Below are 24,661 nucleotides of genomic sequence, written 5' to 3' on the forward strand. Positions count from 1 at the left end.
CATGCGCGGCCGATTACAATGCCGGCCATCCACCTTCCGGGCCGTGCGCGCTGGTCCGCGCCTGTGCCGCTACTTCATACGATTCCCCTGCATGGCAGTGATCCACAATCAGAAACGGGCGACATGGATCGGGTTGATCGCGGTCCTGCTCTGGAGCGCGATCGTCGGCCTGATCCGCGGGGTGAGCCAGAGTTTCGGTGCCACGGGCGGAGCGGCATTGATGTACACCGTGGCCGCCGCGCTGCTGTGGGTGACGGCAGGGCCGGCGCGCATCCGCGCGCTGCCGCCTGCCTATCGGGTGTGGGGCAGCGTGCTGTTCGTCTCGTACGAGCTATGCCTGTCGCTGTCGATCGGCTATGCCAACAGTGGCCGGCAGGCGATCGAGGTGGGCATGGTCAACTATCTGTGGCCCACCTTCACCATGGTGGCGGCGATGCTCTTCAACCGGCAGCGGGCCAACTGGCTGATCGTGCCGGGCTTTCTGGTGTCGATGCTCGGCATCGCGTGGGTGCTCGGCGGCGATCGGGGGCTCGATCCGGCGGGCATGGCGCTCAATATCCGCGACAATCCGCTCAGCTACGGCCTGGCCTTCGCGGGCGCGGTGATCTGGGCCGGCTATTGCACGGTGACGGCACGCATGGCGCAAGGCAGGAATGCCATCACGCTGTTCTTTGTCCTGACGGCGCTCGCGTTGTGGGGCAAATACCTGTTCACGAGCGGCGAGACCATGGCGTTCGACGTGCCCGGCCTGGTCTGCCTGGCGCTGGCGGCGGGTGCGATGGGGTTTGGCTATGCGGCGTGGAATGTCGGCATCCTGCACGGCAACGTGACGATACTTGCCGGCGCCTCGTACTTTATTCCGGTGCTGTCCGCCGCGCTCGCGGCAACCTTGCTGCGCGCGCCGTTGTCGTTGGCGTTCTGGCAAGGCGCGTCGATGGTGTGCGCGGGGTCGATCCTGTGCTGGCTGGCGACGCGCGGCAAGGGTAGGCGGGGCGACGAGCCAGGGCGGGGCGACTGAGGGCGGGCACGCGCGCCGTGCGTGAGGGTGGGCACGTGGCGCGCTCGCCTCGCGGTGCGCCGCGACCGTGCCCTCGCAAACACCGCCTGGCGGCGCGCGCAGGCGGTGTCGAGGCGGTCGCCGGTGGCGGCTTACGCGTTCTGGCTGACCGTCTCGCCCGTGGTCAACGCGTTGGCGAAGCGGTGATTCACGTCGCGGTGGCCGACTTCATCGGCGCGTACCGCGACCACGACATCGCGCAGCCGCGCATCGGCCGGCAGGTTCCAGTACGCGATCGCGAAGGCCGGGGCGGCGACGTTCTCGACGCGGCCGGCGTCGATCTCGGCCAGGTAGAGCGTGTAGCTGATCACGGCCTGTTCCTCGAAGTATCCGACCAGGCGATGCGCGGTGCGGGCCGAGATCAGGTACAGGACAAAGTAGGCCACGAAGAAGATCGCCTGTACCAGCAGGATCACGACCCGTTCGAACCAGCTCGGCTGCGCGATCTGGATAAAGGTCATCAGGTGCATGCGCTCGTTTTCCGCTTCGTCGAGCAGCGTGCGGATCCACCCTTCGTCGGCCACCATCCAGCGCAGGCAGCGCAGGTGCACCAGCATCCCGCCCACCATGCCCGGCACGGCCGCCACGGTCTCGAGCACGATGGCCCGGTTGCCATAGCGCCTGGCGAAGAACGTATCGGCGAAGAAGCGTAGCGTCAGCGTGATGGCCAGGGCGACGCGGTCCGAAACACCGTCCACGTCATGGTGGACGTCGAGCGTGTTCGGGGTGGGGTGATTGGCTTGCATGATGGGCTCCGAAAAGTGGGATCGAGGTGGCGCTGTGCGCGCCGTCGAGCCGGTCGGCCAGGCCGTCTCTCGCTTAAACATGCATTCACAATACAACTTTAAAGACGCGACGCCAAGCGGATTTGCTGCTCCGCAACAGGGTGCGTGCGATTATCGAACGCACCCTGTTGCCGCGGGGATCTGCCGGATTCAGGGCATCCTGGCGATGAATGCGTCCATTTCGGTGGCGCTGAACGCGCGCAACATCTGCGTATGGACGTTGCCCTGCGCCCCGACGCAGAGACCGAAGGTGGTGATGGCGGCATCGTCGGGCGCTTCCAGCGTGAGCACGATGTCGTACTTGCCCAGGGTCCAGTACATGTCGGTCACCTTGACGCCGAACTGCGACGCCATGTCGCGCACGGCGGCCGCGCGCCGGGTGGTGTCCTTCACCGAACGAATCCCCTGGTCCGTAAACCTTGCGAGAACGATGTAGCGGGTCATGGTGGCCTCCGACAGGAAGAGAGCGGGCGCCGCCGGCGACCGCCGACGGTGGCTCATGACTGCGCAGCGTGCCGGGCACGCTCGTAGCGTGGGCAACCCCCCAACATGCATATCGCGAGCCATCGCCGGCGCCAGGCCGTCGGGCGGTGCATCGCCGCGCGCGGCGCGCCGTAGGCGCGTGCGGCGTGCGATGGGAAGTTGCAGCGGTGAAACAGGCCGGGCCGCCCGCGCGGGCCCCGCAAGGCACGGCCACGCCACGTGCTGCGCGCCGGCTACGACCAAGGTCGCAGCCCGGCAGCGGAAGGTAGGAAAGGGGACGCGGCGGCGACGGAATCCATTGGTGTAACGTGCGGCAGCGAGTATCGTTGCAGTGACTGCCGCATTCCCCTTCACCGCCCTGGAGTTGCCGATGATGCCGATGAACAGCGATGCCCCCGGCATCATGATGTCGCGCCGACATCAGATGTTTCCGGAAATCAGCGAAGCCGAGCTCGGCCGCATGCTCCGCTTTGGCGTGCGGAAATCGTTCGAGGCCGGAGCGTTGCTGGAAAGCACGGGCGTGCGGACGCCCGGAATGTATCTGATCCTCGCCGGCGAGGTGGATATCATCCAGCGCGACGGCATGGGCAACACCCAGCCGATCGTGCAGATGGGCCGCGGCGATTTCGTCGCCGAACTGGGCTCGATGACGGGCAAGCCGTCGCTGGTCGATGCCATCGCGGTCGGCAAGGTCGAGACGCTGCTGGTATCGCCGCGTGATCTGCGCATGCTGATCGTCGCCGAGGCCGACCTTGGCGAGCGCATGATCCGTGCCCTGATCCTGCGGCGCGTCTCGCTGATCGAGTGGGGCGCCAGCGGCCCGGTGCTGATCGGCCGGCCGGGTTCCGCCGGCCTGTTGCGCCTCGAAAGTTTCCTGCGCAGCAACGGCGAACCGTACCGCGTGGTCGACGCGCGCGAAGACGAGAGCGCCGCCGCGCTGATCGAGCAGTACGGCGCGCATGCCGGCGTTCCGGTCGCGGTCTGTCCCGATGGGTCGGTATTGCTCGATCCGTCCGAGGCGACGCTGGCGCGTTGTATCGGCATGGTCGATACGCACGAGCGCGAAGAGGTCTTCGATGTGGTCGTGGTCGGCGCCGGCCCCGCCGGGCTGGCGACCGCCGTCTACGCCGCCTCCGAGGGCCTGCAGGTGGTGGTGCTCGACCGCCGCGCCTATGGCGGACAGGCCGGAGCCAGCGCGCGCATCGAGAACTACCTGGGCTTTCCCACCGGCATCTCGGGCGCGGCGTTGACCGGGCGCGCCCACGTGCAGGCCGAGAAGTTCGGCGCGGAGCTCCTGATTCCCGCGGAAGTGCAGTCGCTCGACTGCTCACGCGATAACCGCGGGCGCGCGTTGCGCGTGCAACTGACGGACGGGCGCTGGCTGTGCACGCGTACCGTCGTGATCGCCAGCGGCGCGCGCTATCGTCGTCCCGACGTGCCGACGCTGGCCGACTTTGAAGGGCGCGGCGTGTGGTATTGGGCCTCGGCGCTGGAAGCCCGCATGTGCCACCAGTCGGAAGTCGTGCTGGTGGGCGGCGGCAATTCCGCCGGCCAGGCCGCGGTGTTCCTGTCCCAGCATGCGGCCAGGGTTCATATGCTGGTGCGTGGTGCCGGACTCGCGGCGAGCATGTCGCGCTACCTGATCGACCGGATTGCCGCCACGCCCAATATCGAGCTCCGGACGCACACCGAGATTGCGCAGTTGCACAAGGGCGAATGCGACGGCCTGGTGGGCGTGACGTGGGTGGACCGTCGCAATGGCGCAACCGAGCAACGTGCGCTGCGCAATGTCTTCTTGTTCGTCGGTGCCGATCCGGAGACGCGCTGGCTCGCAGGTTGCGGCGTGACGGTCGATCGCGCCGGCTTTGTGCTGACCGGTGCGGCGTCGCGGCGCGGCGGGCATGACATCGTGCCGGGCTGCGGGCACGCCCAGGTGCGTGCGGACCTGCGTGCGGAAGCGGCGGCGCAGATATCGGCGCAGATATCGGCGCAGATATCCACGCAGGTGCCGGCACTGGTGCCGTCGGAGGCGCCGGCCCAAGCGCCGGGCGAAGCGTCGGGCGAAGCGCCGGGATGGCAGCCGGCCGCGCTGGAAACGTGCGTGCCCGGCGTGTATGCGGTCGGCGACGTGCGCTCCGGTTCGGTCAAGCGTGTCGGCGGCGCGATCGGCGAAGGTGCTGCCGTGGTCGCGCAGATCCACGCATACCTGGCGTTGGCCGATGCGGCGGCCGATGCAGTGACCAATGCGGTGACCGGTGTGGCGACCGATGCGGTGACCAATGCGGTTACCTGAGCGCATGCCAGTGCCACGGGGTGCGCCGCCGGGCGGAGCGCCGGCGTGGCGGATATGCGAACATGCGCGCACGGTGCCGGCCCGGCACGCACCGCATAGTCGACATAGGGAGATATCGTGGCCATCCACAACGACAACCAGCGTATCGCGCAACTGTTCGGCATCGAATTTCCGGTGATCCAGGCGCCGATGGCAGGCGCGACCACGCCTGCCATGGTCATCGCCGCCAGCGAGGCGGGCGCACTCGGCTCGCTGCCTGCCGCGCTGTATTCGGTGGAGCAGTTCGCCGCCGCCATGGCCGAGGTGCGCGCGGGTACCGCCAGGCCGGTCAACGCCAACTTCTTCACGCACAAGACCCCGGCGCCCGATCCGGTGCGGACGATGGCATGGCGAGCACGGCTGGCGCCGTATTACGTGCAGTACGGCATCGATCCGGGCGAACCGATTCCGGCCGCTGGCCGCGCGCCGTTCGACGATGCATATTGCGCCGTGGTCGAGGAATTTCGCCCTGAGGTGGTGAGCTTCCATTTTGGCCTGCCGCCGGAACCGCTGCTAGAGCGCGTGCGCCGTACCGGCGCGAAGATCATCGCCTCCGCGACTTCCGTGGCCGAGGCGTGCTGGCTCGAGGAACGCGGCGTCGACGCAATCGTGGCGCAAGGCTTCGAGGCCGGTGGTCATCGCGGCAATTTCCTGACGGGCGATCTGGAAATCGCCACGGCGGTGGGCACCATGGCGCTGGTCCCGCAGGTGGTGGATGCGGTCAGCGTGCCGGTCATTGCCGCCGGAGGCATCGCCGACCACCGCGGCATTCATGCGGCGTTTGCGCTCGGCGCATCGGCGGTGCAGATCGGCACGGCTTATCTGTTTACGCCGGAGGCCACCCTGACCGAGGCGCACCGCAAGGCCCTCAGGTCGGCGCGTGACAACAGCACGGCACTGACGAACCTGTTCACCGGGCGGCCGGCGCGCGGCATCGTCAACCGCCTGATGCGCGAGGTGGGCCCGATCTCCGATGTCGCGCCCGCATTTCCCACCGCGGGAGGTGCCTTGCTGCCGTTGCGCAAGGCCACCGAACAGGCCGCGCCCGGCGAGTTCACCAACCTCTGGTCGGGGCAGGCCGGCCCGCTGGGCCGCGAGATGAGCAGCGCGGCGCTGACACGTTACTTCTGCGAAGCGTGTGCGGAGCAGGGCGGCCGCGCGGGATGACACCTGCGTTTCAGCGTGGACGGCGTGGCGGCAAGCGTCAGTCCGGCGGAGGTGGCGGTGGGGCATGGGGCGCCGCTGTCGGCCGCCGCGTGCCGCGTGCCACGCGTCGCGCGAGGTTATTCGTCGCGGCCCAGGCGGCGCATCGCCTTGCGCATCAGCTGCATCTGGCCGTTGAAGTTGGTGCAGGCGTCGCAGATCGTCATGTGAGCACGCGCGCGTAGCCGCTCGGCCCAGGTCAGCGGCTGGTCCATGCCCTTCATGGTCAGGTGATGAACCTCCTCGCAGTGGGGCAACAGCCGCTTGCGATAGCCCGGGGCGCCTTCAGCACCTTCAGCACCTTCAGCACCTTCAGCGCCTTCACGATCCTTGGGGTCTGGTGGGGGCATGGATAGCGGTCTCCTGTCAGGGTGGCGATGCCGGCATGGCCGGCATGGTCGGCGGGGGGGCTAGGGGGGCGACGGGCGAGACGTTATGCCGGCCCGCGCGCTGCCGGCCGCGGGCCGCCCGAACCAGCTCAGTTCCAGGCATTCGCGCAGACGCATGCGGGCCCGGTACAGCATCACCCACGCGTTAGTCGCGCTGATCTTCAGATCCTGACAGATTTCTTCCGTTTCCAGCTCCAGCCATTCGCGCATCATGAAAATGCGCGCGGCCTTGGCGGGCAGCTTGTCGACGCATAGCTGGAGGACTTCGAAAAACTCGCGCCGCTCCAGCGTACGGTCGGGGTCGCCCCAGTCCGAGGGCGGATGATGGTAGTGGCCGTTGCGCGCGAACAGCGCGTCGAAGGCGTCCTGGTCGGACTGCGCCTCGCCGTCGTCGTCGGCGGCCACCGCCAGGCGGACTTCGCGCTTGCCGCTGCGCAGGATGTCGATGATCTTGTGCTTGAGGATGCCGACCAGGTAGGTGCGCAGCGTGGACTGGCGCGCAAAGCGCTCGGGGTGTTCCAGCGCCGCCAGCACCGTCTCTGACACGGTGTCCTCGGCCAGCGCCTCGTCGCGCAGTTGCAGCCGCGCAAAGCGCAACAGGTAGGGCCGTACGGTTTCCAGTTCGTGGGCGTCGATTCCGACTTCCTGCGCTGCCATTCTGACGTTCTCGGGTTCGGGCAGCCGCGTCAGCGCGGCCATGCGCCATCATACCTGCATGGCGCATGCGTCATCCCCGGGCGCGCCCCGCCGCGCGCTAGGTGGTGGCCTTGCGTTGGCTGAGCGCTACTGTCTCGCGCCGGAACACGTGGCTCATGTGATGGTAGAACGGATGCGGGTTGAACTGGCGCGACAGGAACGATGCCATCAGCGAGGCCGCCAGCAGGAACAGCGTGAGGTCCTGCGTGCGCGTCATTTCCATGACGATGACGCTGGCGGTGATCGGGGCCTGGGTGGCGGCGGCCAGGAACGCGGCCATCGATACCAGTGCCAGCATGCGCGGCTCCGCCAGGCCGCTGGCGAAGTGCGCGACGTTCTGGCCGATGCCGGCGCCGATCGCCAGGGCGGGTGTGAAGATGCCGCCCGGAATGCCGGCGAAGTACGACACCACCGTCGCCACCAGCTTGGCGATGCCGAACCACAGCGTGCTGTGCGGCTCGCCGTTGATCAGTCCGGACGCCTGTTCATAGCCGGTGCCGAAGGTCGCGCCAGCCGTGGCCCAGCCCAGCAATGCCACGACCAGACCGCAGCCGAACGCAATCCGGATCGGATGCCGCATCACCGCGCCGCGCCACCTGCCGGGCGTAAGCCCCGGCACGCCGATGATCAGCACCTTGGCGAACAGCCCGCCCATCACACCATTGACCGCGGCGCACAGCAGCACCGGGCCCCAGGCATCGTGCAGCGCCAGCATCGACGCCTTGACGCTGAAGTACGGATTGTTGCCCAGCACCGCCAGGGACAGGAAGCCGGCGGTCAGCACGCCCGACAGGACCAGCCGGTCCCAGCGCACGGCGGTACCGCGCCCGAGCTCTTCGATCGCGAAGACCACGCCCGCCAGCGGTGTATTGAAGGCGGCCGCAAGCCCGCCCGCGGCGCCGGCGGCGATCAGCGCGTTCGGGTGGAAACCGATGCGGAAGCGGAATTTCTCGTGGCACCAGCGGCCCCAGGCCAGCATGGCCGCGGCACCCACCTGCACCGAGGGGCCTTCGCGGCCGACCGAGGCACCGGCCAGCAGGGCGCCGGTGGTCAGCACGACTTTCCACATCGACTGGCGGAACGACACCAGCAGGGTCTGCGCGGCGCCGGACGGCGGCAGCGTGACGGCTGCGATGACCTGCGGTATGCCGCTGCCACGCGCCTGCGGCGCGAGCCGGATGGTCAGCCAGCGCAGCGCTGCCAGCCCGAACGGCAGCATGACGAACGACAGCCAGGGGGTGGCGCGGGTGGCCACCGCATTCCAGTGCAGCGCCAGCTCGGCCAGCCATGCAAAGGCCATCGAGAACAGCGCCACCATGCCGGCGCCGAACATGAACACGCCATAGCGGATGGAGGTACGGGACACGCGGCTGACATGGCGGTGCTGGCGGCGGGAGGTGCGATAGGCGCGCATGCCCAGTTCGCGCAGGCCGAGGCGTCGGGCGCGGCGGCGAGGGCCGGTCGTGGCGGCGGTATCGGTATCGGCAGCGGCAGCATCATCGGCAGCGGCGTGCGGGGCCGGACCGCTGTCGGACCGTGGCTGGGAGGGTGCAGAAGGTGGGGAGGCCGAAGGTGATGGGTTCGACGGAGAGGGGGCAGACGGCGAGGGGGCAGACGGCGAGGGGGCAGACGGCGAGGGGCCGGGAGCGTCGGAAGAACTGGCGGACCGGGCGGATGGCTCGGAAGGGCGAGGCGAACCCTCTTGTTCGTGCGTATCGGCCATGGGGCAGGTGCGGGGCGTAAGGTTGAAAGCAGGGCGCCGCGGCGGGCGCGCAGCCTCAACTATACGCCCCATGGCCAGTTTGGACTGTCAGCGCGCGCCGCGCTGGCGGAAGCCGGAGGGGTCCACGCCGTGATGTTTCTGGAAGGCTTGCGAAAAGTTGCTGCGGCTTGAGAACCCCACCGCATTGGCCACGGCGGCCACCGGCAGCGTCGTGGTGGCCAGCAGTTCGGCCGCCTTGCGCAGCCGCACCGATCGCAGCATCGCCATCGGGGTCTGGCCAAACGCGCGCTCGAAGTGCGCGGCAAAGGCGGAGCGGCTCATGCCGGCCAGGTCGGCCATGCGCTCGACCGAGAACGGCGCCTCCGGATGCGCGAGCATCTCGCTCATGGTCCGTGCCAGGCGCGCGTCGGCAGCCGCGGCGGTCCAGGCCAGTCCGACCTCTTCATCGTCGGCCAGGCGGCGCAGCAGCATGACCAGGCATTGCTTGAGCAGCGCCTCGATCAGGACGCGCGAGCCCAGGCCTGGCTGCACCGATTCCGCCAGCAGCATCACGAACTGGTCGCGCAACCCGTCCGGGCCGTCGAACTGCGTGACCACGGGCCGCCGCAGCGCCTTGAAGGGGTCGGGTGCGCCTTTGTCGAAGCGCAACTCGCCGCACGCGGTGCCGACGCCAGCCTCGCCATCGCCGACGCTGACGGTGGGCGCCGTCTCGCGTGACGGCCAGGCATCGAAGCTGGCGCGGTCCACCGACCTGACCTGCGTCGGCGCGGCGCTCTCGATGCGATACGAAACGCCCGGCGGCAGCAGCACGAAGCAATGCGGGCGCAGGGCGATGCGCTGACCGTCGCCGGCATCGAGCGTGCCATGGCCGTCGAGACAGTAGTGCAGGCTGGCCGTCCGCGGCGCGTTGAAGCGCACGCTCCAGCCATCGCGGATATCGCACCGCGTCATGCGTGTTACGCCCAGGTCGAGTGTCGAGAGGAATTGCTCCAGCGCACGTTGGCTTTCGGGGGTAGGCATTTCTGGACGGTTTAAGACCAAATGAAGACCACATGGAACATGGCCCTTTCTATCATACACCTACCCCACTTAACGGAGATTGCCATGTTCGATATGAAAGACCTGTCCCGCCTCAAGCAACTCGACCAGAATGCGCCCGAAGCGATGAAGCGCTTCTGGGCCTTCGACCAGGCCGTGTTCGCCGAGGGTGCGCTCTCGGTCCAGCAGAAGCAGCTGATCGCGGTGGCCGTGGCACTGACCACGCAATGCCCGTATTGCATCGCGCTGCACACCAAGGCCGCGCGCGATGCCGGCGCCAGCAACGAGCAGCTGGCCGAGGCCGCGCTCGTGGCCGCGGGCATTCGCGCGGGGGGTGCCATCACGCACGCCACGCACCTGTTCCGCGATTGAACGCACGGTTGGCAAAGGCGGACATCTTGTTCATGTCCGCAAGCCAGCCATGCGAACACCGCCCGTGAAGGCCTCCACGCATACGATGACGGATGCCATCAAGGGTTGGTCGAGTCGGTAGAGAGATCCGATGCCGCGCGCGCGGCATCGCGCGCGCTTTCTTGCGGGGGCGGCTTCTGCGTGCCCCCATTCCGGTCCTCCTTCTGGTTGCGGCATCTCCGCAACTTCCCACCTTCGCATCGTCCCATCGCTTGATCGCCGTCGTCCATCGTCGGATTCCACCGAGTGGAACATTTGCGCATGCACGACCCGGTGCGCAACGATGGGGTCCGAGACGGCCTGCAGACGCGTCCGACGGTGCCTGGCATTTGGCGCGCGTCCGCCTTGTCATCAACGGTATTGCACGCGATTTTTTTTCTCAGGGATATCCCGAGCCTGACGACACATCGATCACAACATGATGTAATGTCTGGGCCGTCATACAAGCTGATACGCGATCGATACGAGAAGATCGCGCGTACGACGCAGTGCGATGTGGCGCTGCGCGAAGGGGTCAGCAAAGCCAGAACAAAGCAGGCCGGTACAGCCAGGCCGACGAAGTTTTTTCAACGAGGAGAGACCTGAGAGCATGAAAAGGAGAGATGTGTGGATGGCGGCGGCCGTTGCGGGCCTGTTCGCCGGGGGGGCGTTCGCCCAGTCGTCGGTCACCGTGTATGGTGTGGTCGATGCGGGTGTGGAATTCGCGAATCATCAAAAGGCTGGGAACAACAGCGTGGTTCGCTTGCAGTCGGGCAATCTGTCGGGGTCGCGCTGGGGTCTGCGTGGCGTCGAAGATCTCGGTGGTGGCCTCAAGGCGGTGTTCGCGCTGGAAAGCGGGTTCAGCGTCGACGATGGCAAGAGCACGCAGGGCGGCCGCCTGTTCGGCCGGCAGGCGTGGATCGGCTTGAGCAACCGCTACGGCACGCTCAGCCTCGGTCGCCACAATACGCCCGCGTACGACTTCGGTGTGCAGTACGACCCGATGGGCATCTCGACGCGTTACTCGATCGGCGTGCAGGACGGCACGTTCCAGTCGCGCGCCGACAACTCGCTCAAGTACGCCGGCAAGTTCGGTCCCGTCACGGCCAAGTTCATGTACAGCTTTGGCGCGGACGGTACGTCGGGCGTCAATGGCGAAGTGCCGGGCAACTGGAAGGTCGGCCGCGAGTTCGGCGGTAGCCTCGCCTATGAAACCGGCCCGCTGGCGGTGGCGGTGGTCTATGACGAGCTCAATGGCAACACCGTTGCCACCGACGAGAACAAGAACCGCAAGGTCGCGCTCGCGGGTACGTACACCATCGGCGCGGTCAAGACCTACCTTGGCTATCGCTACGCGCGCTACATGACGCCGCCGACCTCGCAGACGACCAACCTGTACTGGGCCGGCGCGCAGTGGGATGTCACGGCCGCGTGGTCGCTCACCGGCGCCGCGTACTACCAGGACTTCCGCAATTCGGGCGCGGATCCGTGGCTGTTCGTCGTCTCGGCGGACTATGCGTTCTCCAAGCGCACCGACGCTTACCTGAACCTGGCCTTCACGCGCAACAAGGATGGTTCGGATCTGGGTACCGGCGGCTTTGGCTCGACGCTCCCGGGCAAGAACCAGACCGGCGTGCTGCTGGGCATTCGCCACAAGTTCTAAGCTTGCATGCGATGTGAACGAGCCCGCCGGCAGCATCGGCGGGCTTTTTGTCGTACTGCGCCGGACTAGGGTGCCGTTGCCGGGGCCGCGGGTGAAGACGCCGCCGACGCTGCGTCGCCGAAATGATAGAGGTGCGTGTTGTCCGGCGCCTCGCCGACCGGTGTGCCGAGCGGATGAAACAGGGCGTGGCGGCGAAAATTCTCGCTGTCCGATCTGGCGTTGTCCTTCGCCAGCGCGACGGCCGCGCGGTAGGCCATCGGCGCCTTGGATTTCTCGATCTCCAGCCGATGCGTCTGCGTATTGACGCGCACGCTATAGCGGCCGAGGTTGTAGAACAGGTACATCGCAAACAGGTTGTCGTAGTCGCGATAGGCGCCCTGGTCCCGACGGAAATCGAGCGACAGTACCGACGGAAAGCGGTTGGGCAGGTCCTTGAACGCGACCTTGGGTTCTTCGCGCGGCTCCACATAGCGCGAGCCTTCGTACTTCTTGTAGAGCACCACATCCATCGCATAGCCGCGCCGGTCCCACGCGGCCATCAGCTTCAGTGCCATTTCGGTCGGGATGTTGGCGGTGGCGGCGGCCACCACGCGACGCCCGCGCAAGAGCCTCGGGTTCTTGACCTCGAGATCCTGGTAGCCGGCGCCGTACCGGAAGGCCGAGCCGATCGTCTTGGCGCAATTGAGCCGCAGATAGTCGTACTTGACCTCGCCGTGGTGATACTCGACCCCCGTGGCACGCCGGCGATAGTCGTCGTTCATGCGTTGGAAGTACGCCAGCAGCGCCTGCGTCTCGGCGGCCGGCACGCCGGTCACGCGCACGCCGATGACCGTGCGCTTGTAGATCTCGCCGAAGTCGAGGCCGAACACCGCCGTCTCCGCCACGGTAGAGCGGGTCTTGAACAGGTACTCCGCCTTCGGGATGGCAACCATCAGTTCGCCGGTGTAGAAAGCCTGCTCGTGCGGCGCCGTGCGGTCTGCGTAGAAGTTGGCGGAATAGACGCGCTCCTCGCTGCCGGCCCCGCTGCCGGTCTCGTCCGCGCCGCGCTTGTCGCGTACGGCCAGCGCGATATGTCCCGCCGAGCCTCCCTTCGAGGTACCGAAGCTGATCAGCAATTCAAGGTCGTAGGGGTCCTGCCGGAGGGCGCCGACGATTTGCGCGAGGTTGGCCGGCTCCGGCCCGCCCGGGCTGCCGAAGGGCGGCACGCCCACCGCGCCGGGGATGTCCCTGTCCTCGGCCGCGCCCGCCGTGCCGGCAAGCAGCGGCGCCACAAGGATCAGGCAGGCGGCCAGCCAGGCTTTCATGGTCATCTCCCGTGGGCAACATCGAGAACAGCCCCGCTTCCACGCATATCGCGCGCCAGGCGCGGCGGCACGCGCCACGGCGGCGGGCGGCGCGCGGCCAGGGGCGCAATCTGGCACGGTCGGTTGCAGGGTTGAAACGTGGCGTGCATGCCGGCAAGGCATGCGCACCGTTGTCACCGAAGTGAAACACGACGCGCTTACATTTTCATTCGAACGTGAAGCGTGAGCGAATGAGCCTGACCGAATGAGCTGACCGAATGAGCCTGACCCCGCGGCAACGAGACATTTTCGGATGGCTGAACGACGCCGGCTACCTGAGTACCGAGCAACTGGCGAGCCGCTTCGGCGTCAGCACGCAGACCATTCGCCGGGACATCAATGCCTTGAGCGAACAGGGCCTCGCGCGCCGGATGCACGGTGGCCTGAGCCTGCCCGCCAGCCAGCACAACCTGAGCTATCTGCAGCGTAGCACCGCCCACGTCGAGCGCAAGCGGCGCATTGCGGATGGCGCGATCGGCATGCTGGAAGCCGATGCCACGGTGTTTCTCGGCTATGGCACCACGGTGGCCGAGTTTGCGCGCGCGTTGCCGGTGGATCTGCCGCTGCGCGTGGTCACGACCAACCTCGGCGCCGTGCACGCGTTGCAGGACAAGCCGCGCATCGAGACCTGGGTGGCCGGCGGCCGCTTGCGCCAGGGCGATATGGATGTGATGGGCGGCGCCACGCTGGACTTCCTCCGGCGGTTCCGCGCGCACCTGGCGATCTGCAGCGCCGCGGGCATCGATGCGGATGGCACGTTCTACGAATTCCAGCCTGAAGAGGCCGAGTTGAGTCAGGTGGTGCTGGCCAACAGTCATGCGCGCGTGCTGCTGGCGGACAGCAGCAAGTACCTGCGCCACGCCCCGTGCCGTGTGGCCGGACTCGACCAGATCGAGCATCTGTACACCGACGTGGATGCGGCGGACGCGCTGCCGGCGTTGCCCGCCCTGTGCGAGCGCGCCGGCGTGGTCCTGCACCTGTGCTGATCCCTGGCGCGGCGGTGTGATCCGGCGCGCCTGTTCTTGCGAATCCTGAATGGCCTATCTGCGACTTGAACGATTGCAGCAGCGTTTTGGCGACCATGTCGTGCTGCACGACATCGACCTCGATATCGAGCGCGGTGAATTCATCGCGCTGCTCGGGGCGTCGGGCTGCGGCAAGACCACGCTGCTGCGGCTGATCGCCGGCCTGGATCGGCCCGGCGGCGGCCGCATCCATATCGACGGCCGCGATGTCACCGCGCTGGAGCCCGCACAGCGGGGGCTGAGCATGGTGTTCCAGTCGTACGCGCTGTTTCCGCACCTGAGCGTGGCCGACAACATCGTGTTCGGCCTGCGCGCGCGCAAGGTCGGGCGCGACGAGCAGTCGCGCCGCCTGCATCAGGCCGCGGCGTTGCTCGGCCTCGGCCAGCTGCTGGCGCGCAAGCCTGGGGCACTGTCCGGCGGCCAGAAGCAGCGGGTGGCACTGGCACGCGCCATCGTCTCGCATCATCCGCTGTGCCTGATGGACGAGCCGCTGTCGAACCTCGATGCGCAGTTGCGCGCCGAGATGCGGGCCGAACTGCGCAAGCTGCAACAGCAGCTGGGCCTGACGGTGGTCTACGTGACCCATGACCAGGTCGAGGCCATGAGCATGGCCGACCGCATCGTGCTGATGCACCAGGGCCGGATCGCGCAGACCGGTACGCCGGCGCAGCTGTACGAGGCCCCCGCCACCCCGGTGGTGGCGCGCTTTATCGGCCAGCCGCCGATGAACCTGATCCGCATGCCGGGCACCGAGGCGTGGCTGGGCGTGCGTCCCGAGCATATCGAACTGGACGGCCTGCATCCGGCGGTGGTGACGCGCGCCGAGTACCACGGTGCGGACACATTGATCGAAACCATGCTCTACGAGCAGGCGGTACTGGTGCGGCGCCCCGGCCGGGTATCGGTGGCGCCCGGCACGCGCCTGATGCTGCAGTGGTCCACCACGCATGAACATCGCTTTGCCGTGGACGAGACACCGGCTTGAGCCATGCCTCGCCCGCGCTGCCCCGTTGTGGATCTGTTGTTGACCCATCGCTTACCCGTTGTATCCGACCTTCCCAAGGAGCCTTCATGTCGTTCAAGCACCGATGCCTGGCCCTCGCGCTCGGCACCCTTACCAGCCTTGCCTCGCTGACCGCCGCGGCAGCGCCGACGCAGGTCACGATGTATTACCCGGTCTCGGTCGGCGGCCCGCTCACGCAGGTGGTGGACCGTCTGGTCGGCGAGTTCGAGCAGGCCAACCCGGACGTCAAGGTCAATGCGATCTATGCCGGCAACTACGACGACGCCCGCACCAAGGCTCTGGCCGCGCTCAAGGCGGGCACACCGGTGCAGACCTCGGTGCTGTTCTCGATCGACCTGCATGAACTCAAGGACCTCGGCGTGATTCGCCCGTTCGACGACTTTGCCACCACGCCGGAAGACAAGGCCTGGCTGCAAGGCTTCTATCCGGGCCTGATGGACAACGGCCGTGCCGATGGCAAGACCTGGGGCATTCCGTTCCAGCGTTCCACCATCGTGATGTTCTACAACAAGGATGCCTTCCGCCAGGCGGGCCTCAATCCGGACCAGCCGCCGCGCACGTGGACCGACATGCGCGAGGCCGCCGCCCGGCTGGTGCAGCGCGATGGCAACACCACCCGGCGCTGGGGCGTGATGATCCCGTCGACCGGTTACGCCTACTGGATGTTTGGCGCGCTGACCAAGCAGAACGGCCAGACGCTGATGAATCCGGCCGGCACGCGCACCATGTTCGACAGTCCCAAGGCGGTGCAGGCGCTCGAATACTGGACGTCGCTGGCGAAGGAGGGCGTGAGCCCGAAAGGCCTGATCGAATGGGGCACGCTGCGCCAGAACTTCGTCGAGGGCAAGACCGCGATGATGTGGCATTCCACCGGCAACCTGACCGCCGTGCTCAAGGAGGCGAAGTTCGATGTCGGTGTGGCGCCGCTGCCCGGCAACACCGAGCCGGGTTCGCCCACCGGCGGTGGCAACTTCTACCTGTTCAAGAGCGGCAGCGATGTTGAGCAGCGCGCGGCCTTCCGCCTGGTCAAGTTCCTGACCGCCCCCGAGCGCTCGGCGCAATGGAGCGTGGCCACCGGCTATATGGGCGTGAGCCCGGCCAGCTACGAGACGCCGACGCTCAGGGACTATGCAGCCAAGGTGCCGCAATCGCTGGTGGCGCGCGATCAGTTGTCGGTGGCCACCGCCGAGCTGTCGACCCATCAGGCCGGCCGCGTGCGCAAGCTGCTGGAAGACGCGCTGCAATCGGCCATCGCCGGCCAGCAGGAACCGCGTGCGGCGCTGACCGGCGCGCAGGCGCAGGCCGAGCGCGTCCTCAAGCCGTATCAGCGTTGATGCGCGCCAGTCAACGCGCCTCGGGCCAGGCCGCGCAGGCCTGGCTCATGCTGTTGCCCGCGTTGCTGCTGCTGGGCGCCTTTACGTACTGGCCCATCGCCGGCAGCCTGTGGGATGCCTTGCATACGCAGGCGCCCGGCATGCCGCCGGCATTCTCCGGCGCCGACAACTTCGCGGCATTGCTGGACGACCCGGTGTTTCGCCAGGCCGTGCGCAACAACCTCTGGTATGCGCTGGTCACCGTGCCCGTATCGGTGATCCTGGCGCTGGCGATGGCGTTGTGGGTCAACCAGCGCCATGCCGGGCGCGGGCTCCTGCGCCTGGCTTTCTTTACCCCCACGGTGCTGCCGATGGTGGCTGCGGCCAATGTCTGGCTGTTTTTTTATGCGCCCGATATCGGCTTGCTGAACCGGCTGCTGGCGTGGGGCGGCATGTCCGGCCGCAACTGGCTCGGCGATATCGACACCGTGCTGCCGGCGCTGATGGTCGTCACCATCTGGAAGGAGGCTGGCTTCTTCATGATCTTCTACCTCGCGGCATTGCAGTCGATCTCGACCGAGCAGCTCGATGCGGCGCGGCTCGAATCGCCGTCGGCATGGTACCGGCTGCGCCGCGTGGTGCTGCCGTTGCTGGCGCCGACCACGCTGTTCGTGGTGGTCAATGCGCTGATCAACGCTTTCAAGCTGGTCGACCATCTGTTCGTGCTGACCCGTGGCGGTCCCAACAACGCCAGTTCGCTGCTGCTGTACTACCTCTACGAGATCGCGTTCAAGTTCCAGGACGCGAGCTATGCCGGGGCGCTGACCATCGTGCTGCTGGCCTTGCTGGCGCTGTGCTCGGCGGTCCAGTTCGCGCTGTCGCGCAACCGCATCCATTACCGATGACGTCATTCCGCACTGTCCTGATTCCGGTTGCCGCCGCGGTGGCCGGCCTGTTGTGGATCTCGCCGCTGCTGTTGCTGTGCTGGGGCGCGTTTCATCCGGGCGGCGAGGCCATGCGGCTGAGCCTGCAGACACCCTGGGGCCTGGGCAATTTTCCGCAGGCGTGGAGCGTGGCGCCGTTTGCACGCTACCTGCTCAATACCGTGTGCATCGTTACGTTGCTGCTGGTGCTGCAACTGGTGGTGTGCACGCTGGCCGGCTACGCGCTCGCGCGCCTGCGCTTCGGCGGCCGTGGCGTGGTGTTCGGCCTGGTGCTGCTGCAATTGATGGTGATGCCCGAGGTGTTGATCGTCGGGAACTACCTCACCATTGCGCGGCTGGGGCAGGTGGATACCTGGCTTGGTGTGGCGCTGCCCTACATCGCCAGCGCGTTCGGCATCTTCTTGCTGCGTCAGACCTTCATGACCGTGCCGCAGGAGCTTGAGGACGCGGCGCGCATCGCAGGGCTGGGTCGGCTCGGCATCCTGCTGAAGGTGTATGTGCCGCTGGCGCGGCCGACCTATCTGGCCTATGCGCTGGTGTCCGTCAGCTATCACTGGAACAACTTCCTGTGGCCGCTGGTGGCCACGCAGACCGAGGCCAGCCGGCCGGTGACCGTCGGGATGGCGCTGTTTGCGGCGCCGGAGACCGGCGTGGACTGGGGCGTGCTGTCGGCCGGCACGCTGTTGTGCGTGGGTCCGCTGGTGCTCGCCTTTTTGCTGTTCCAGCGGCAGTTCATGCAGTCGTTCATGCAGGCGGGCGTGAAGTAGCAGCGGGCCGGGCGCTGCCAGCCGGTGCGACGTGGGCGCCGCGGTCGGGCCGCGTGGCCGGCCGGGGCGGTGCTTGCCGCCGCCCCGCGCGGCTACGCCAGACCAAGGCGCGCCACGTCACGCGCCATGGCCAGCTCAGTGGTTCCGCCAGCGCTGCACCATCACCTGCTGGATCTTCCCCTTGAAGAAGTAGCGGCGATCCGTTGCGCCTTGCGGATCCGCGCCGATCACGATCGGGCTGGTATTGAGGCCGACGCCGCCCACTACGGTCGCCGATGGCAAGCCCTCGACATTGTTGACCCACAGCCGCACCGCGCCATTGCCGTCATACGCGCCGACGATAAAGTACGAGTTGGTGCCATTGAGCGCCACCAGCGAGGCCGTCGCGTAATGGTAGGCGCCGCCCACGTACACGCCGAAACGCAGCGTGGTACCGGTCTGTTCGAGCGCAAACGCGCCCGCATCGCTCTTGGCGAGGATCGATGCGGTGGCGCCCGAGGTCAGATCGTCGAAGTTGACCACCGCGCTGACCAGATAGCCGCCGTTGACGTCGTTGTCCGCCTGCCACGTGGTGACCGACTGCGCGCCGCTGAACACCATGCTGCCGCCGACACGATCCTCGTCGGAGGTAACTGCCAGCGATTCGAGCGTCGGCGTGGTGGCGCTTTGCGGCACCGCGTACCGGGTCCCGTTGGTGCGCTGGTAGGTCAGCGGCCATGCGGTCTGCCGGGCCGTGTTCATGTACAGCAGCGCGGTCGGCTCGGCGATCAGCGACCGTGCCGAGCTCGCCAGCGGCGTGGTCCCGCGGTCGTATTCGGTCGTGATGAAGTCCACGTCCTCGCGCAGCGCCGACAGATACGCTTCGCCCATGCTGGCGGGGGTGGTATAGACGCCGGCGCCCAGGCCAAGCAGCTTGGCCTGCATCAGCGCGCCATACAGGTTGGCCATGCGGTATTCGAGTTCGACGCCGTTGAAGCCGAGGCTTTGGGTGGTGCGAATGCCGTTGCGAATGTCCTTCTCGATCAGCGTGTGAAAGCGCACGTGGTCGCGAATGCCGGCAAACTCGGACTGCGCGAGCAGTGCCTTGGCGCGCACCAGGTGTTGATGACGGTTATTGCCGTCCATGAACGCACGCAGCACCACGGGGCGGCCGGCCCGGGCATAGCCCCAGTCCCGCACCGCGCGCAGCACGCCGAGCATCAGCTTGTCGCTGTCGGCCGCGGTGGCGTAGTTTTCCTTGATCTCCAGGAACAGCAGCCGGTCGCTCTGCTGCAGACTGGTATTGGCCAGCGCGTCGACCAGCGTGCCGACGGCGCTGTTGCTATGCGCGTGCTCGACATAGACCTGACCGTCGGCGTGCAGGGTCAGGTCGAACTCGATCAGGTCGAAGCCGCGCGCTAGCGCCATGGCCACCTGGGTGTTGGTGGCGGCGGTGCTGGCACCGTAGCAGTTGTGGCAGGACAGCGCCACGGTATTGCCCAGCGGCGAGGCGGGCAGGGCGCGGTCCACCCCGTTCCAGTAAGCGCTGGCTTGCGCGGCCAGCGGCGCCACCAGCAGCAGCCAAAGCCATGCGCGAATGAAACGTCGATACAACTGGATGGTTGAAGTCATTCAGGATCTCGTCGTGTTGGATTGAGCGGAACACGGGCCGGCAAGACATGCCGGAAGGCCCGCGATCACGCGGCGCACCCCACCATGGTGCGGCGACAAGGTGCGGCAGCGGCACGTGACGCAGGCGATTGTCGAAGACAGTCCGTGGCAGGATCGTGACGGCGATATGAAACTACATCGCTTTCATTTGCTCAGCGGCGAGGGTGAGGCAAGGAGAGGACGAGGAGAGGGAAGGGAGAGGGAAGGGAGAGGGAAGGGAGAGGGAAGGGAGAGGGAAGGGAGAGGGCAGGGCGCCGTCGCCCCGCCCGCGCCGGCGGCCGGCGACATCTCAATCCGCGGTTGCCCCGGACCGCTTCACAACGGGCGCCCACTTGCGAATCTCGCTGTCGACGAACTTGCCGGTCTCGGCAGGCGTCATCGGCATCGGCTCCGAGCCACGATCGGTGATGAACCTGCTCAGTTCGGGCGACTGCAACGCCTTCACCGCCTCCGCATTGAGCAGGCTCACGGTTGCAGGCGGCGTGCCCGCGGGCGCCATCAGGATGGCCCAGCCAACCGCCTCGAAGCCCGGCACGCCTGCCTCGCGCACGGTCGGCACCGACTGCAACTGCGGCACACGCCGGGCCGTCGTCACCGCCAGCGGCACCGCCTTGCCGCTCTGCACCAGCGGCATGGCCGCCGTCACCGAATCGACCATCAGCGGAATCTGATTGCCCAGAAAATCGGCCTGCGCCGGGCCGCTGCCCTTGTAGGGGATATGCACGATAAACACACCGGTCTGCGCCTTCAGCATTTCCGCGGACAGGTGCTGTGTGCCACCGATGCCGGCGCTCGCATAGCTGTACTTGCCCGGCGCCGCCTTGGCCTTGGCAATCAGTTCCGGTAGCGATCTGAAACCCGACTGCGGCGTGGCCAGGAAGATCAACGGTACCGAAAACACGCCGGTGACCGGCGCGAAGTCCTTGAGCGGATCGTAGTTGAGCTTCTTGTAGAGGGTCTGGTTGATCGCCATCGCACTGCCGGCCATGACCAGCGTATAACCATCGGCCGGCGCTTTCGCCGCCACCTCCATGCCGATATTGCCGCCCGCACCGGCACGGTTCTCCACCACGATGGACTGCCCCAGCTGCTTGCCAAGCTTCTCGGCAAGGGCGCGCGCAAAGATATCGGTCGCCTGCCCGGGGGGAAACGGCACGATCAGCTTGATGGGACGGTCGGGATAGGCAGCGTGCGCGGTGCCGGCGACAGCCAGCATCAGCGCAACGAGATGGTTGCGGGACGGCTTCAACAGAATCTCCTCGAATGATTGCAGGTGCGCGACGCTTCTGATCGGCGTCATCAGACGAGATTCTACGCGCAGACGTCCCGCGCCTCCGGGGCCGTCAGGGCTCTTCACGATATGTTGTCCGTGGAGCCAGGTACCATCCTTCGCACGCTACATCAGGATGATGTCGTACTGCTCCTGATGAAACGTCGACTCGACCTGCAGCGAGATCGGTTTGCCGATGAAATCGCCGAGCATGGCCAGGTGCTGGCTCTCTTCCTCGAGGAAGAGGTCGATCACTTCCTGCGAGGCCAGGATGCGGAATTCGCGGGGATTGAACTGGCGCGACTCGCGCATGATTTCGCGCAGGATGTCGTAGCACACGGTGCGTGGCGTCTTGACCTGGCCCTTGCCGGAGCACACCGGGCACTGTTCGCATAGCACGTGCGCGAGCGATTCGCGGGTGCGCTTGCGCGTCATCTCCACCAGCCCGAGCTGCGAGAAGTTGTTGACCGTGATGCGCGTGCGGTCGCGCGAGAGCGCCTTCTTCAGCTCGGAGAGCACGGCATCGCGATGCTCGGCGTTCTCCATGTCGATGAAGTCGATGATGATGATGCCGCCGAGGTTGCGCAGCCGCAGCTGGCGCGCGATGGTATGCGCGGCTTCGAGATTGGTCTTGAAGATCGTGTCGTCGAAGTTGCGCGCGCCGACATAGCCGCCGGTGTTGACGTCGATCGTCGTCATCGCCTCGGTCTGGTCGATCATCAGATAGCCGCCCGACTTGAGATCCACGCGCCGCGACAGCGCCTTTTCGATTTCCGCGTCGATATTGAACAGGTCGAAGATCGGCCGCTCGCCGGTGTAGTGCGACAGCCGCGGCAGCACCGCGGGCGTGTACTCCTGCGCAAACTCGACCAGCTTGAGATAGTTCTCGCGCGAATCGACCTGGATCACGCCGGTGGCATCGCTGATGAAGTCGCGTAACACGCGCTGGGCCAGGTTCAGATCCTGATAAAGCAGACTCGGCGCCGGCAGCGTGGTGGCGTTGAGCTTGATCGCGCCCCAGATCTTGCGCAGGTAGGCGATGTCGTTGCTGAGCTCGTCGTCGCTGGCTTCCTCGGCAATGGTCCGAACGATAAAGCCGCCGCGTTCGTCGCCGGGCACCAGGCCCTGCACGCGCGCGCGCAGCGCCTCGCGGTCGACCTCGCCTTCGATGCGCTGGGAGATGCCGATATGCGGGTCCTGCGGCAGATACACCAGCGTGCGTCCCGCGATACTGACCTGGGTCGACAGCCGCGCGCCCTTGGTGCCGATCGGGTCCTTGATGACCTGCACCATCAGCGCCTGGCCTTCGTACAGGGTCTTTTCGATGGCGAGCTGCGCGCCGTTCTTGCCGTCGTGGTCGCGCGGGTGCCAGATATCGGCCACGTGGAGAAAGGCGGCGCGTTCGAGGCCAATGTCGATGAAGGCCGACTGCATGCCCGGCAGCACGCGTACCACCTTGCCCAGATAGATATTGCCGACCAGCCCGCGCGTGAGCGTCCGCTCCACATGCAGTTCCTGCACGGCGGCCTGCTGGACGATGGCGACGCGTGTTTCTTGCGGCGTGATGTTGACTAGGATGTCTTCAGTCATGGCGGTGGATTACGCCGCGGGTCAGAAGCGCAATCCAGCCTCGCGCAGCAACGCCGCTGTCTCGAATAATGGTAGTCCCATGATACCCGAATAGCTTCCCGAGATACGTTCGATGAACTCGGCCGCGCGCCCCTGAATGCCGTACGCGCCGGCCTTGCCGAGCGGCTCGCCGCTGGCGACGTAGCGGTCGATCTCGGCGGCGCTGACCGGTCGGAATGTGACGTCGGAGATCGACAAGGCATGCCGCGCACCAAGCGTCGACACCACCGTCACGGCGGTCAGCACCCGATGCGTGGTGCCGGACAGCGAAGCCAGCATGGCGGCCGCCTCGGCCGCGTCGCCGGGTTTGCCGAGAATGTCGCCGCCACGGCAGACCGTGGTGTCCGAAGTCAGGATGGGGCAGGGGGGCAGGCCGCGCCGCTCGCGCCGGCGCTGGGCGGCCTCCGCCTTCAACGCGCACACCCGTTGCACATAGTCGTCGGGGCTTTCGCCAGGCAGTACCGCTTCGAGCGCTTCGGCATCCTCGTCGCCACCGGCGAGCAGCAGTTCGTAGCGCACGCCGAGCTGGGTCAGCAGTTCGCGCCGGCGCGGGCTCTGGGAAGCGAGGTAGAGGGTGTCTTGGGGCGTGTCTTGGGGCGTGTCGTGGCGCATGTTGGGAGCCCTGTCACCACGCCGGTCAGACGCGGTGGTACGGATGGTTCTGCGTGACGGACCACGCGCGATAGAGTTGCTCGGCCAGCAGCACGCGCACCATGCCGTGCGGCAGCGTCAGGCTCGAGAGCCGGATCAGACCGTTGGCGCGCGCCTTGAGGGCAGGATCGAGCCCGTCGGCACCGCCGATCAGGAAGGCCACATCGCCGCCTTCGCGCTGCCAGCCGGTCAACTGCTGGGCCAGCTGTACCGTGGTCAGGTCCTTGCCGCGTTCATCGAGTGCGATGATGCGCGGCCGCGTCAGCCCGGAGAGGGCGGCTTCGATGCGCGCCGCCTCGCGTTGCATCACGGTGGCGGCGTTGCTGCCGGAGGAGCGGGCCTCCGGCTTGATTTCGCGCAGCTCGATGCGCAGCTCGGGCGGCATGCGCTTGGCATACTCCGCGAAGCCGGATTCGATCCAGGCAGGCATCTTGTGGCCCACCGCCACGATCACGAGTTGCATGCGTCGCTGCCCGCAGGATCCGGATCCGACCGTCAGGCCGAACGGGTCGTGCGCTTGCGCGGCGCGGCCGACTTGGTGGCGGCTTTGGTGGTCGCCTTGGTGGTCGCTTTGGTGCCGACCTTGGGCGCGGTCTTGGTCGGCGCCTTGCGCGCCGTGGTGGTCCTGGTGCCCGCCGCCGTCTTGCGCGCCGCCCCGCCCGCGGCGGTCTTGCGCGCGGTGGTGGTCTTGGCGGCGGTCTTGACCGCGCCGCCGCTCGACGTCTTGCGTACCGGCTTGCGGATGGTGGCGATCGCGTCCGGATCGGTATCCTCGTGGCCCATCGGCGGCGACGGCTCCTTCATGCCCTCGGGCAGGCGCGCCAGCGCGGGACGCAGGTTCGACGCACGGCGCGTACGCGGCGACGGCGCTTCCTCTTCCTCGTCGTCCATCGGCTCGCTGGCCTTGGCCAGGCTGCGGGCGCCGGCCAGCTTCATGCGTACCGGCTTGTCGCCCCAGATTTCCTCGAGGTTGTAGTAGAGCCGAAGCTGCGGCTGCAGAATGTGCACCACGGCGTCGCCGCAGTCCACCAGCACCCACTCGCCGGTCTCCAGGCCTTCCACGGCCACGATATGGCCGCCGGCTTCCTTGACCGTGTCGCGCACGGAAGCGGCCAGCGCCTTGGTCTGCCGATTCGAATTGCCGCTGGCGATCACCACCCGGTCGAACAGTTCGGTCAGGTGAGTGGTGTCGAACACCTTGATGTCCTGCGCTTTGACATCCTCGAGCCCGTCGACGATGGCGCGTTGCAGTTTACGAATATCCATGGTGTCTTTCTTGTTCAGCT

General features: G+C 67.1%; 23 protein-coding genes. 10 read left to right on the forward strand and 13 right to left on the reverse strand.

Annotation, left to right across the window (positions count from 1 at the left end; translation table 11 throughout):
* Positions 1 to 91: 91 nt before the first annotated feature.
* Positions 92 to 1,018, forward strand: coding sequence for an aromatic amino acid DMT transporter YddG (yddG, locus tag DFLDMN_RS19010; RefSeq protein ID WP_423196402.1), 927 nt, complete (start codon positions 92 to 94; stop codon positions 1,016 to 1,018).
* A 131-nt stretch (positions 1,019 to 1,149) separates the two neighbouring features.
* Here the strand turns inward: yddG and DFLDMN_RS19015 are convergent, their stop codons facing one another.
* Together DFLDMN_RS19015 and DFLDMN_RS19020 are read right to left on the reverse strand one after the other, a co-directional pair.
* Positions 1,150 to 1,803, reverse strand: a complete 654-nt coding sequence (locus tag DFLDMN_RS19015; RefSeq protein WP_423196403.1) for an alternative oxidase — start codon at positions 1,801 to 1,803, stop codon at positions 1,150 to 1,152.
* A 189-nt stretch (positions 1,804 to 1,992) separates the two neighbouring features.
* The gene (locus DFLDMN_RS19020; RefSeq protein ID WP_423196404.1) at positions 1,993 to 2,286 is read right to left on the reverse strand and encodes a GYD domain-containing protein; all 294 of its coding nucleotides are present in this window, start codon (positions 2,284 to 2,286) and stop codon (positions 1,993 to 1,995) included.
* 418 nt (positions 2,287 to 2,704) lie between these two features.
* Between DFLDMN_RS19020 and DFLDMN_RS19025 the strand changes: the two genes are divergently transcribed.
* Both DFLDMN_RS19025 and DFLDMN_RS19030 read left to right on the forward strand, forming a co-directional pair.
* The gene (locus tag DFLDMN_RS19025) at positions 2,705 to 4,618 is read left to right on the forward strand and encodes an FAD-dependent oxidoreductase (protein WP_423198479.1); all 1,914 of its coding nucleotides are present in this window, start codon (positions 2,705 to 2,707) and stop codon (positions 4,616 to 4,618) included.
* A gap of 117 nt (positions 4,619 to 4,735) precedes the next feature.
* Positions 4,736 to 5,824 carry an NAD(P)H-dependent flavin oxidoreductase gene (locus DFLDMN_RS19030; protein ID WP_423196405.1) on the forward strand — a complete coding sequence of 363 codons (1,089 nt, stop codon included), beginning with the start codon at positions 4,736 to 4,738 and terminating at the stop codon, positions 5,822 to 5,824.
* A gap of 116 nt (positions 5,825 to 5,940) precedes the next feature.
* Here the strand turns inward: DFLDMN_RS19030 and DFLDMN_RS19035 are convergent, their stop codons facing one another.
* The 4 genes from DFLDMN_RS19035 to DFLDMN_RS19050 all read right to left on the reverse strand — a co-directional run bounded on the left by DFLDMN_RS19035 (position 5,941) and on the right by DFLDMN_RS19050 (position 9,688).
* The gene (locus tag DFLDMN_RS19035; protein WP_423196406.1) at positions 5,941 to 6,210 is read right to left on the reverse strand and encodes a zf-HC2 domain-containing protein; all 270 of its coding nucleotides are present in this window, start codon (positions 6,208 to 6,210) and stop codon (positions 5,941 to 5,943) included.
* Positions 6,211 to 6,270: 60 nt separating this feature from the next.
* On the reverse strand, positions 6,271 to 6,906 hold the full coding sequence (locus DFLDMN_RS19040; protein ID WP_423198480.1) for a sigma-70 family RNA polymerase sigma factor: 636 nt from the start codon (positions 6,904 to 6,906) through the stop codon (positions 6,271 to 6,273).
* 97 nt (positions 6,907 to 7,003) lie between these two features.
* The gene (locus DFLDMN_RS19045; protein ID WP_423196407.1) at positions 7,004 to 8,359 is read right to left on the reverse strand and encodes a chloride channel protein; all 1,356 of its coding nucleotides are present in this window, start codon (positions 8,357 to 8,359) and stop codon (positions 7,004 to 7,006) included.
* Positions 8,360 to 8,755: 396 nt separating this feature from the next.
* A complete protein-coding gene (locus DFLDMN_RS19050; protein WP_105857316.1) occupies positions 8,756 to 9,688 on the reverse strand; it encodes an AraC family transcriptional regulator in 933 nt (310 codons plus the stop codon).
* An 84-nt stretch (positions 9,689 to 9,772) separates the two neighbouring features.
* Here DFLDMN_RS19050 and DFLDMN_RS19055 point away from each other — a divergent pair, with 84 nt between their 5' ends.
* Together DFLDMN_RS19055 and DFLDMN_RS19060 are read left to right on the forward strand one after the other, a co-directional pair.
* A complete protein-coding gene (locus tag DFLDMN_RS19055; protein ID WP_105857317.1) occupies positions 9,773 to 10,078 on the forward strand; it encodes a carboxymuconolactone decarboxylase family protein in 306 nt (101 codons plus the stop codon).
* 628 nt (positions 10,079 to 10,706) lie between these two features.
* A complete protein-coding gene (locus DFLDMN_RS19060) occupies positions 10,707 to 11,759 on the forward strand; it encodes a porin (protein ID WP_423196408.1) in 1,053 nt (350 codons plus the stop codon).
* A gap of 65 nt (positions 11,760 to 11,824) precedes the next feature.
* Here DFLDMN_RS19060 and DFLDMN_RS19065 read toward each other — a convergent pair whose 3' ends face one another.
* Positions 11,825 to 13,063: a hypothetical protein gene (locus tag DFLDMN_RS19065; protein ID WP_423196409.1), complete on the reverse strand. Its 1,239-nt coding sequence runs from the start codon at positions 13,061 to 13,063 to the stop codon at positions 11,825 to 11,827.
* A gap of 257 nt (positions 13,064 to 13,320) precedes the next feature.
* On the opposite strand from DFLDMN_RS19065, the gene DFLDMN_RS19070 reads away from it, so the two are divergent.
* The 5 genes from DFLDMN_RS19070 (at position 13,321) to DFLDMN_RS19090 (ending at position 18,175) form a co-directional block, all read left to right on the forward strand.
* Positions 13,321 to 14,088 (forward strand): DeoR/GlpR family DNA-binding transcription regulator, encoded by a 768-nt coding sequence (locus DFLDMN_RS19070; protein ID WP_423196410.1) that lies wholly within the window; start codon positions 13,321 to 13,323, stop codon positions 14,086 to 14,088.
* A 49-nt stretch (positions 14,089 to 14,137) separates the two neighbouring features.
* Positions 14,138 to 15,112 carry an ABC transporter ATP-binding protein gene (locus tag DFLDMN_RS19075; RefSeq protein WP_423196411.1) on the forward strand — a complete coding sequence of 325 codons (975 nt, stop codon included), beginning with the start codon at positions 14,138 to 14,140 and terminating at the stop codon, positions 15,110 to 15,112.
* An 86-nt stretch (positions 15,113 to 15,198) separates the two neighbouring features.
* Entirely contained in the window at positions 15,199 to 16,485 is a 1,287-nt protein-coding gene (locus DFLDMN_RS19080) for an ABC transporter substrate-binding protein (protein ID WP_423196412.1), read from the forward strand.
* Positions 16,485 to 17,369 carry a carbohydrate ABC transporter permease gene (locus tag DFLDMN_RS19085; protein WP_423196413.1) on the forward strand — a complete coding sequence of 295 codons (885 nt, stop codon included), beginning with the start codon at positions 16,485 to 16,487 and terminating at the stop codon, positions 17,367 to 17,369. Before DFLDMN_RS19080 ends, DFLDMN_RS19085 begins: the two co-directional genes overlap by 1 nt.
* Positions 17,366 to 18,175, forward strand: coding sequence for a carbohydrate ABC transporter permease (locus tag DFLDMN_RS19090; protein ID WP_423196414.1), 810 nt, complete (start codon positions 17,366 to 17,368; stop codon positions 18,173 to 18,175). Before DFLDMN_RS19085 ends, DFLDMN_RS19090 begins: the two co-directional genes overlap by 4 nt.
* Before the next feature lie 135 nt (positions 18,176 to 18,310).
* Here the strand turns inward: DFLDMN_RS19090 and DFLDMN_RS19095 are convergent, their stop codons facing one another.
* From DFLDMN_RS19095 to rsfS, 6 genes are all read right to left on the reverse strand, one after another.
* Positions 18,311 to 19,786, reverse strand: coding sequence for a LamG-like jellyroll fold domain-containing protein (locus DFLDMN_RS19095; RefSeq protein WP_423196415.1), 1,476 nt, complete (start codon positions 19,784 to 19,786; stop codon positions 18,311 to 18,313).
* A 328-nt stretch (positions 19,787 to 20,114) separates the two neighbouring features.
* Positions 20,115 to 21,041 (reverse strand): Bug family tripartite tricarboxylate transporter substrate binding protein, encoded by a 927-nt coding sequence (locus DFLDMN_RS19100; RefSeq protein ID WP_423198481.1) that lies wholly within the window; start codon positions 21,039 to 21,041, stop codon positions 20,115 to 20,117.
* Positions 21,042 to 21,221: 180 nt separating this feature from the next.
* Entirely contained in the window at positions 21,222 to 22,685 is a 1,464-nt protein-coding gene (gene rng / locus DFLDMN_RS19105) for a ribonuclease G (RefSeq protein WP_423196416.1), read from the reverse strand.
* A gap of 21 nt (positions 22,686 to 22,706) precedes the next feature.
* Positions 22,707 to 23,336, reverse strand: a complete 630-nt coding sequence (locus DFLDMN_RS19110) for a Maf family protein (protein WP_423196417.1) — start codon at positions 23,334 to 23,336, stop codon at positions 22,707 to 22,709.
* A gap of 25 nt (positions 23,337 to 23,361) precedes the next feature.
* Positions 23,362 to 23,838 (reverse strand): 23S rRNA (pseudouridine(1915)-N(3))-methyltransferase RlmH, encoded by a 477-nt coding sequence (gene rlmH, locus DFLDMN_RS19115; RefSeq protein ID WP_423196418.1) that lies wholly within the window; start codon positions 23,836 to 23,838, stop codon positions 23,362 to 23,364.
* 32 nt (positions 23,839 to 23,870) lie between these two features.
* A complete protein-coding gene (gene rsfS, locus DFLDMN_RS19120; protein ID WP_423196419.1) occupies positions 23,871 to 24,641 on the reverse strand; it encodes a ribosome silencing factor in 771 nt (256 codons plus the stop codon).
* Between the last annotated feature and the right edge of the window lie 20 nt (positions 24,642 to 24,661).

This window comes from Cupriavidus sp. H19C3 (assembly GCF_049393815.1).
GTDB lineage: Bacteria > Pseudomonadota > Gammaproteobacteria > Burkholderiales > Burkholderiaceae > Cupriavidus.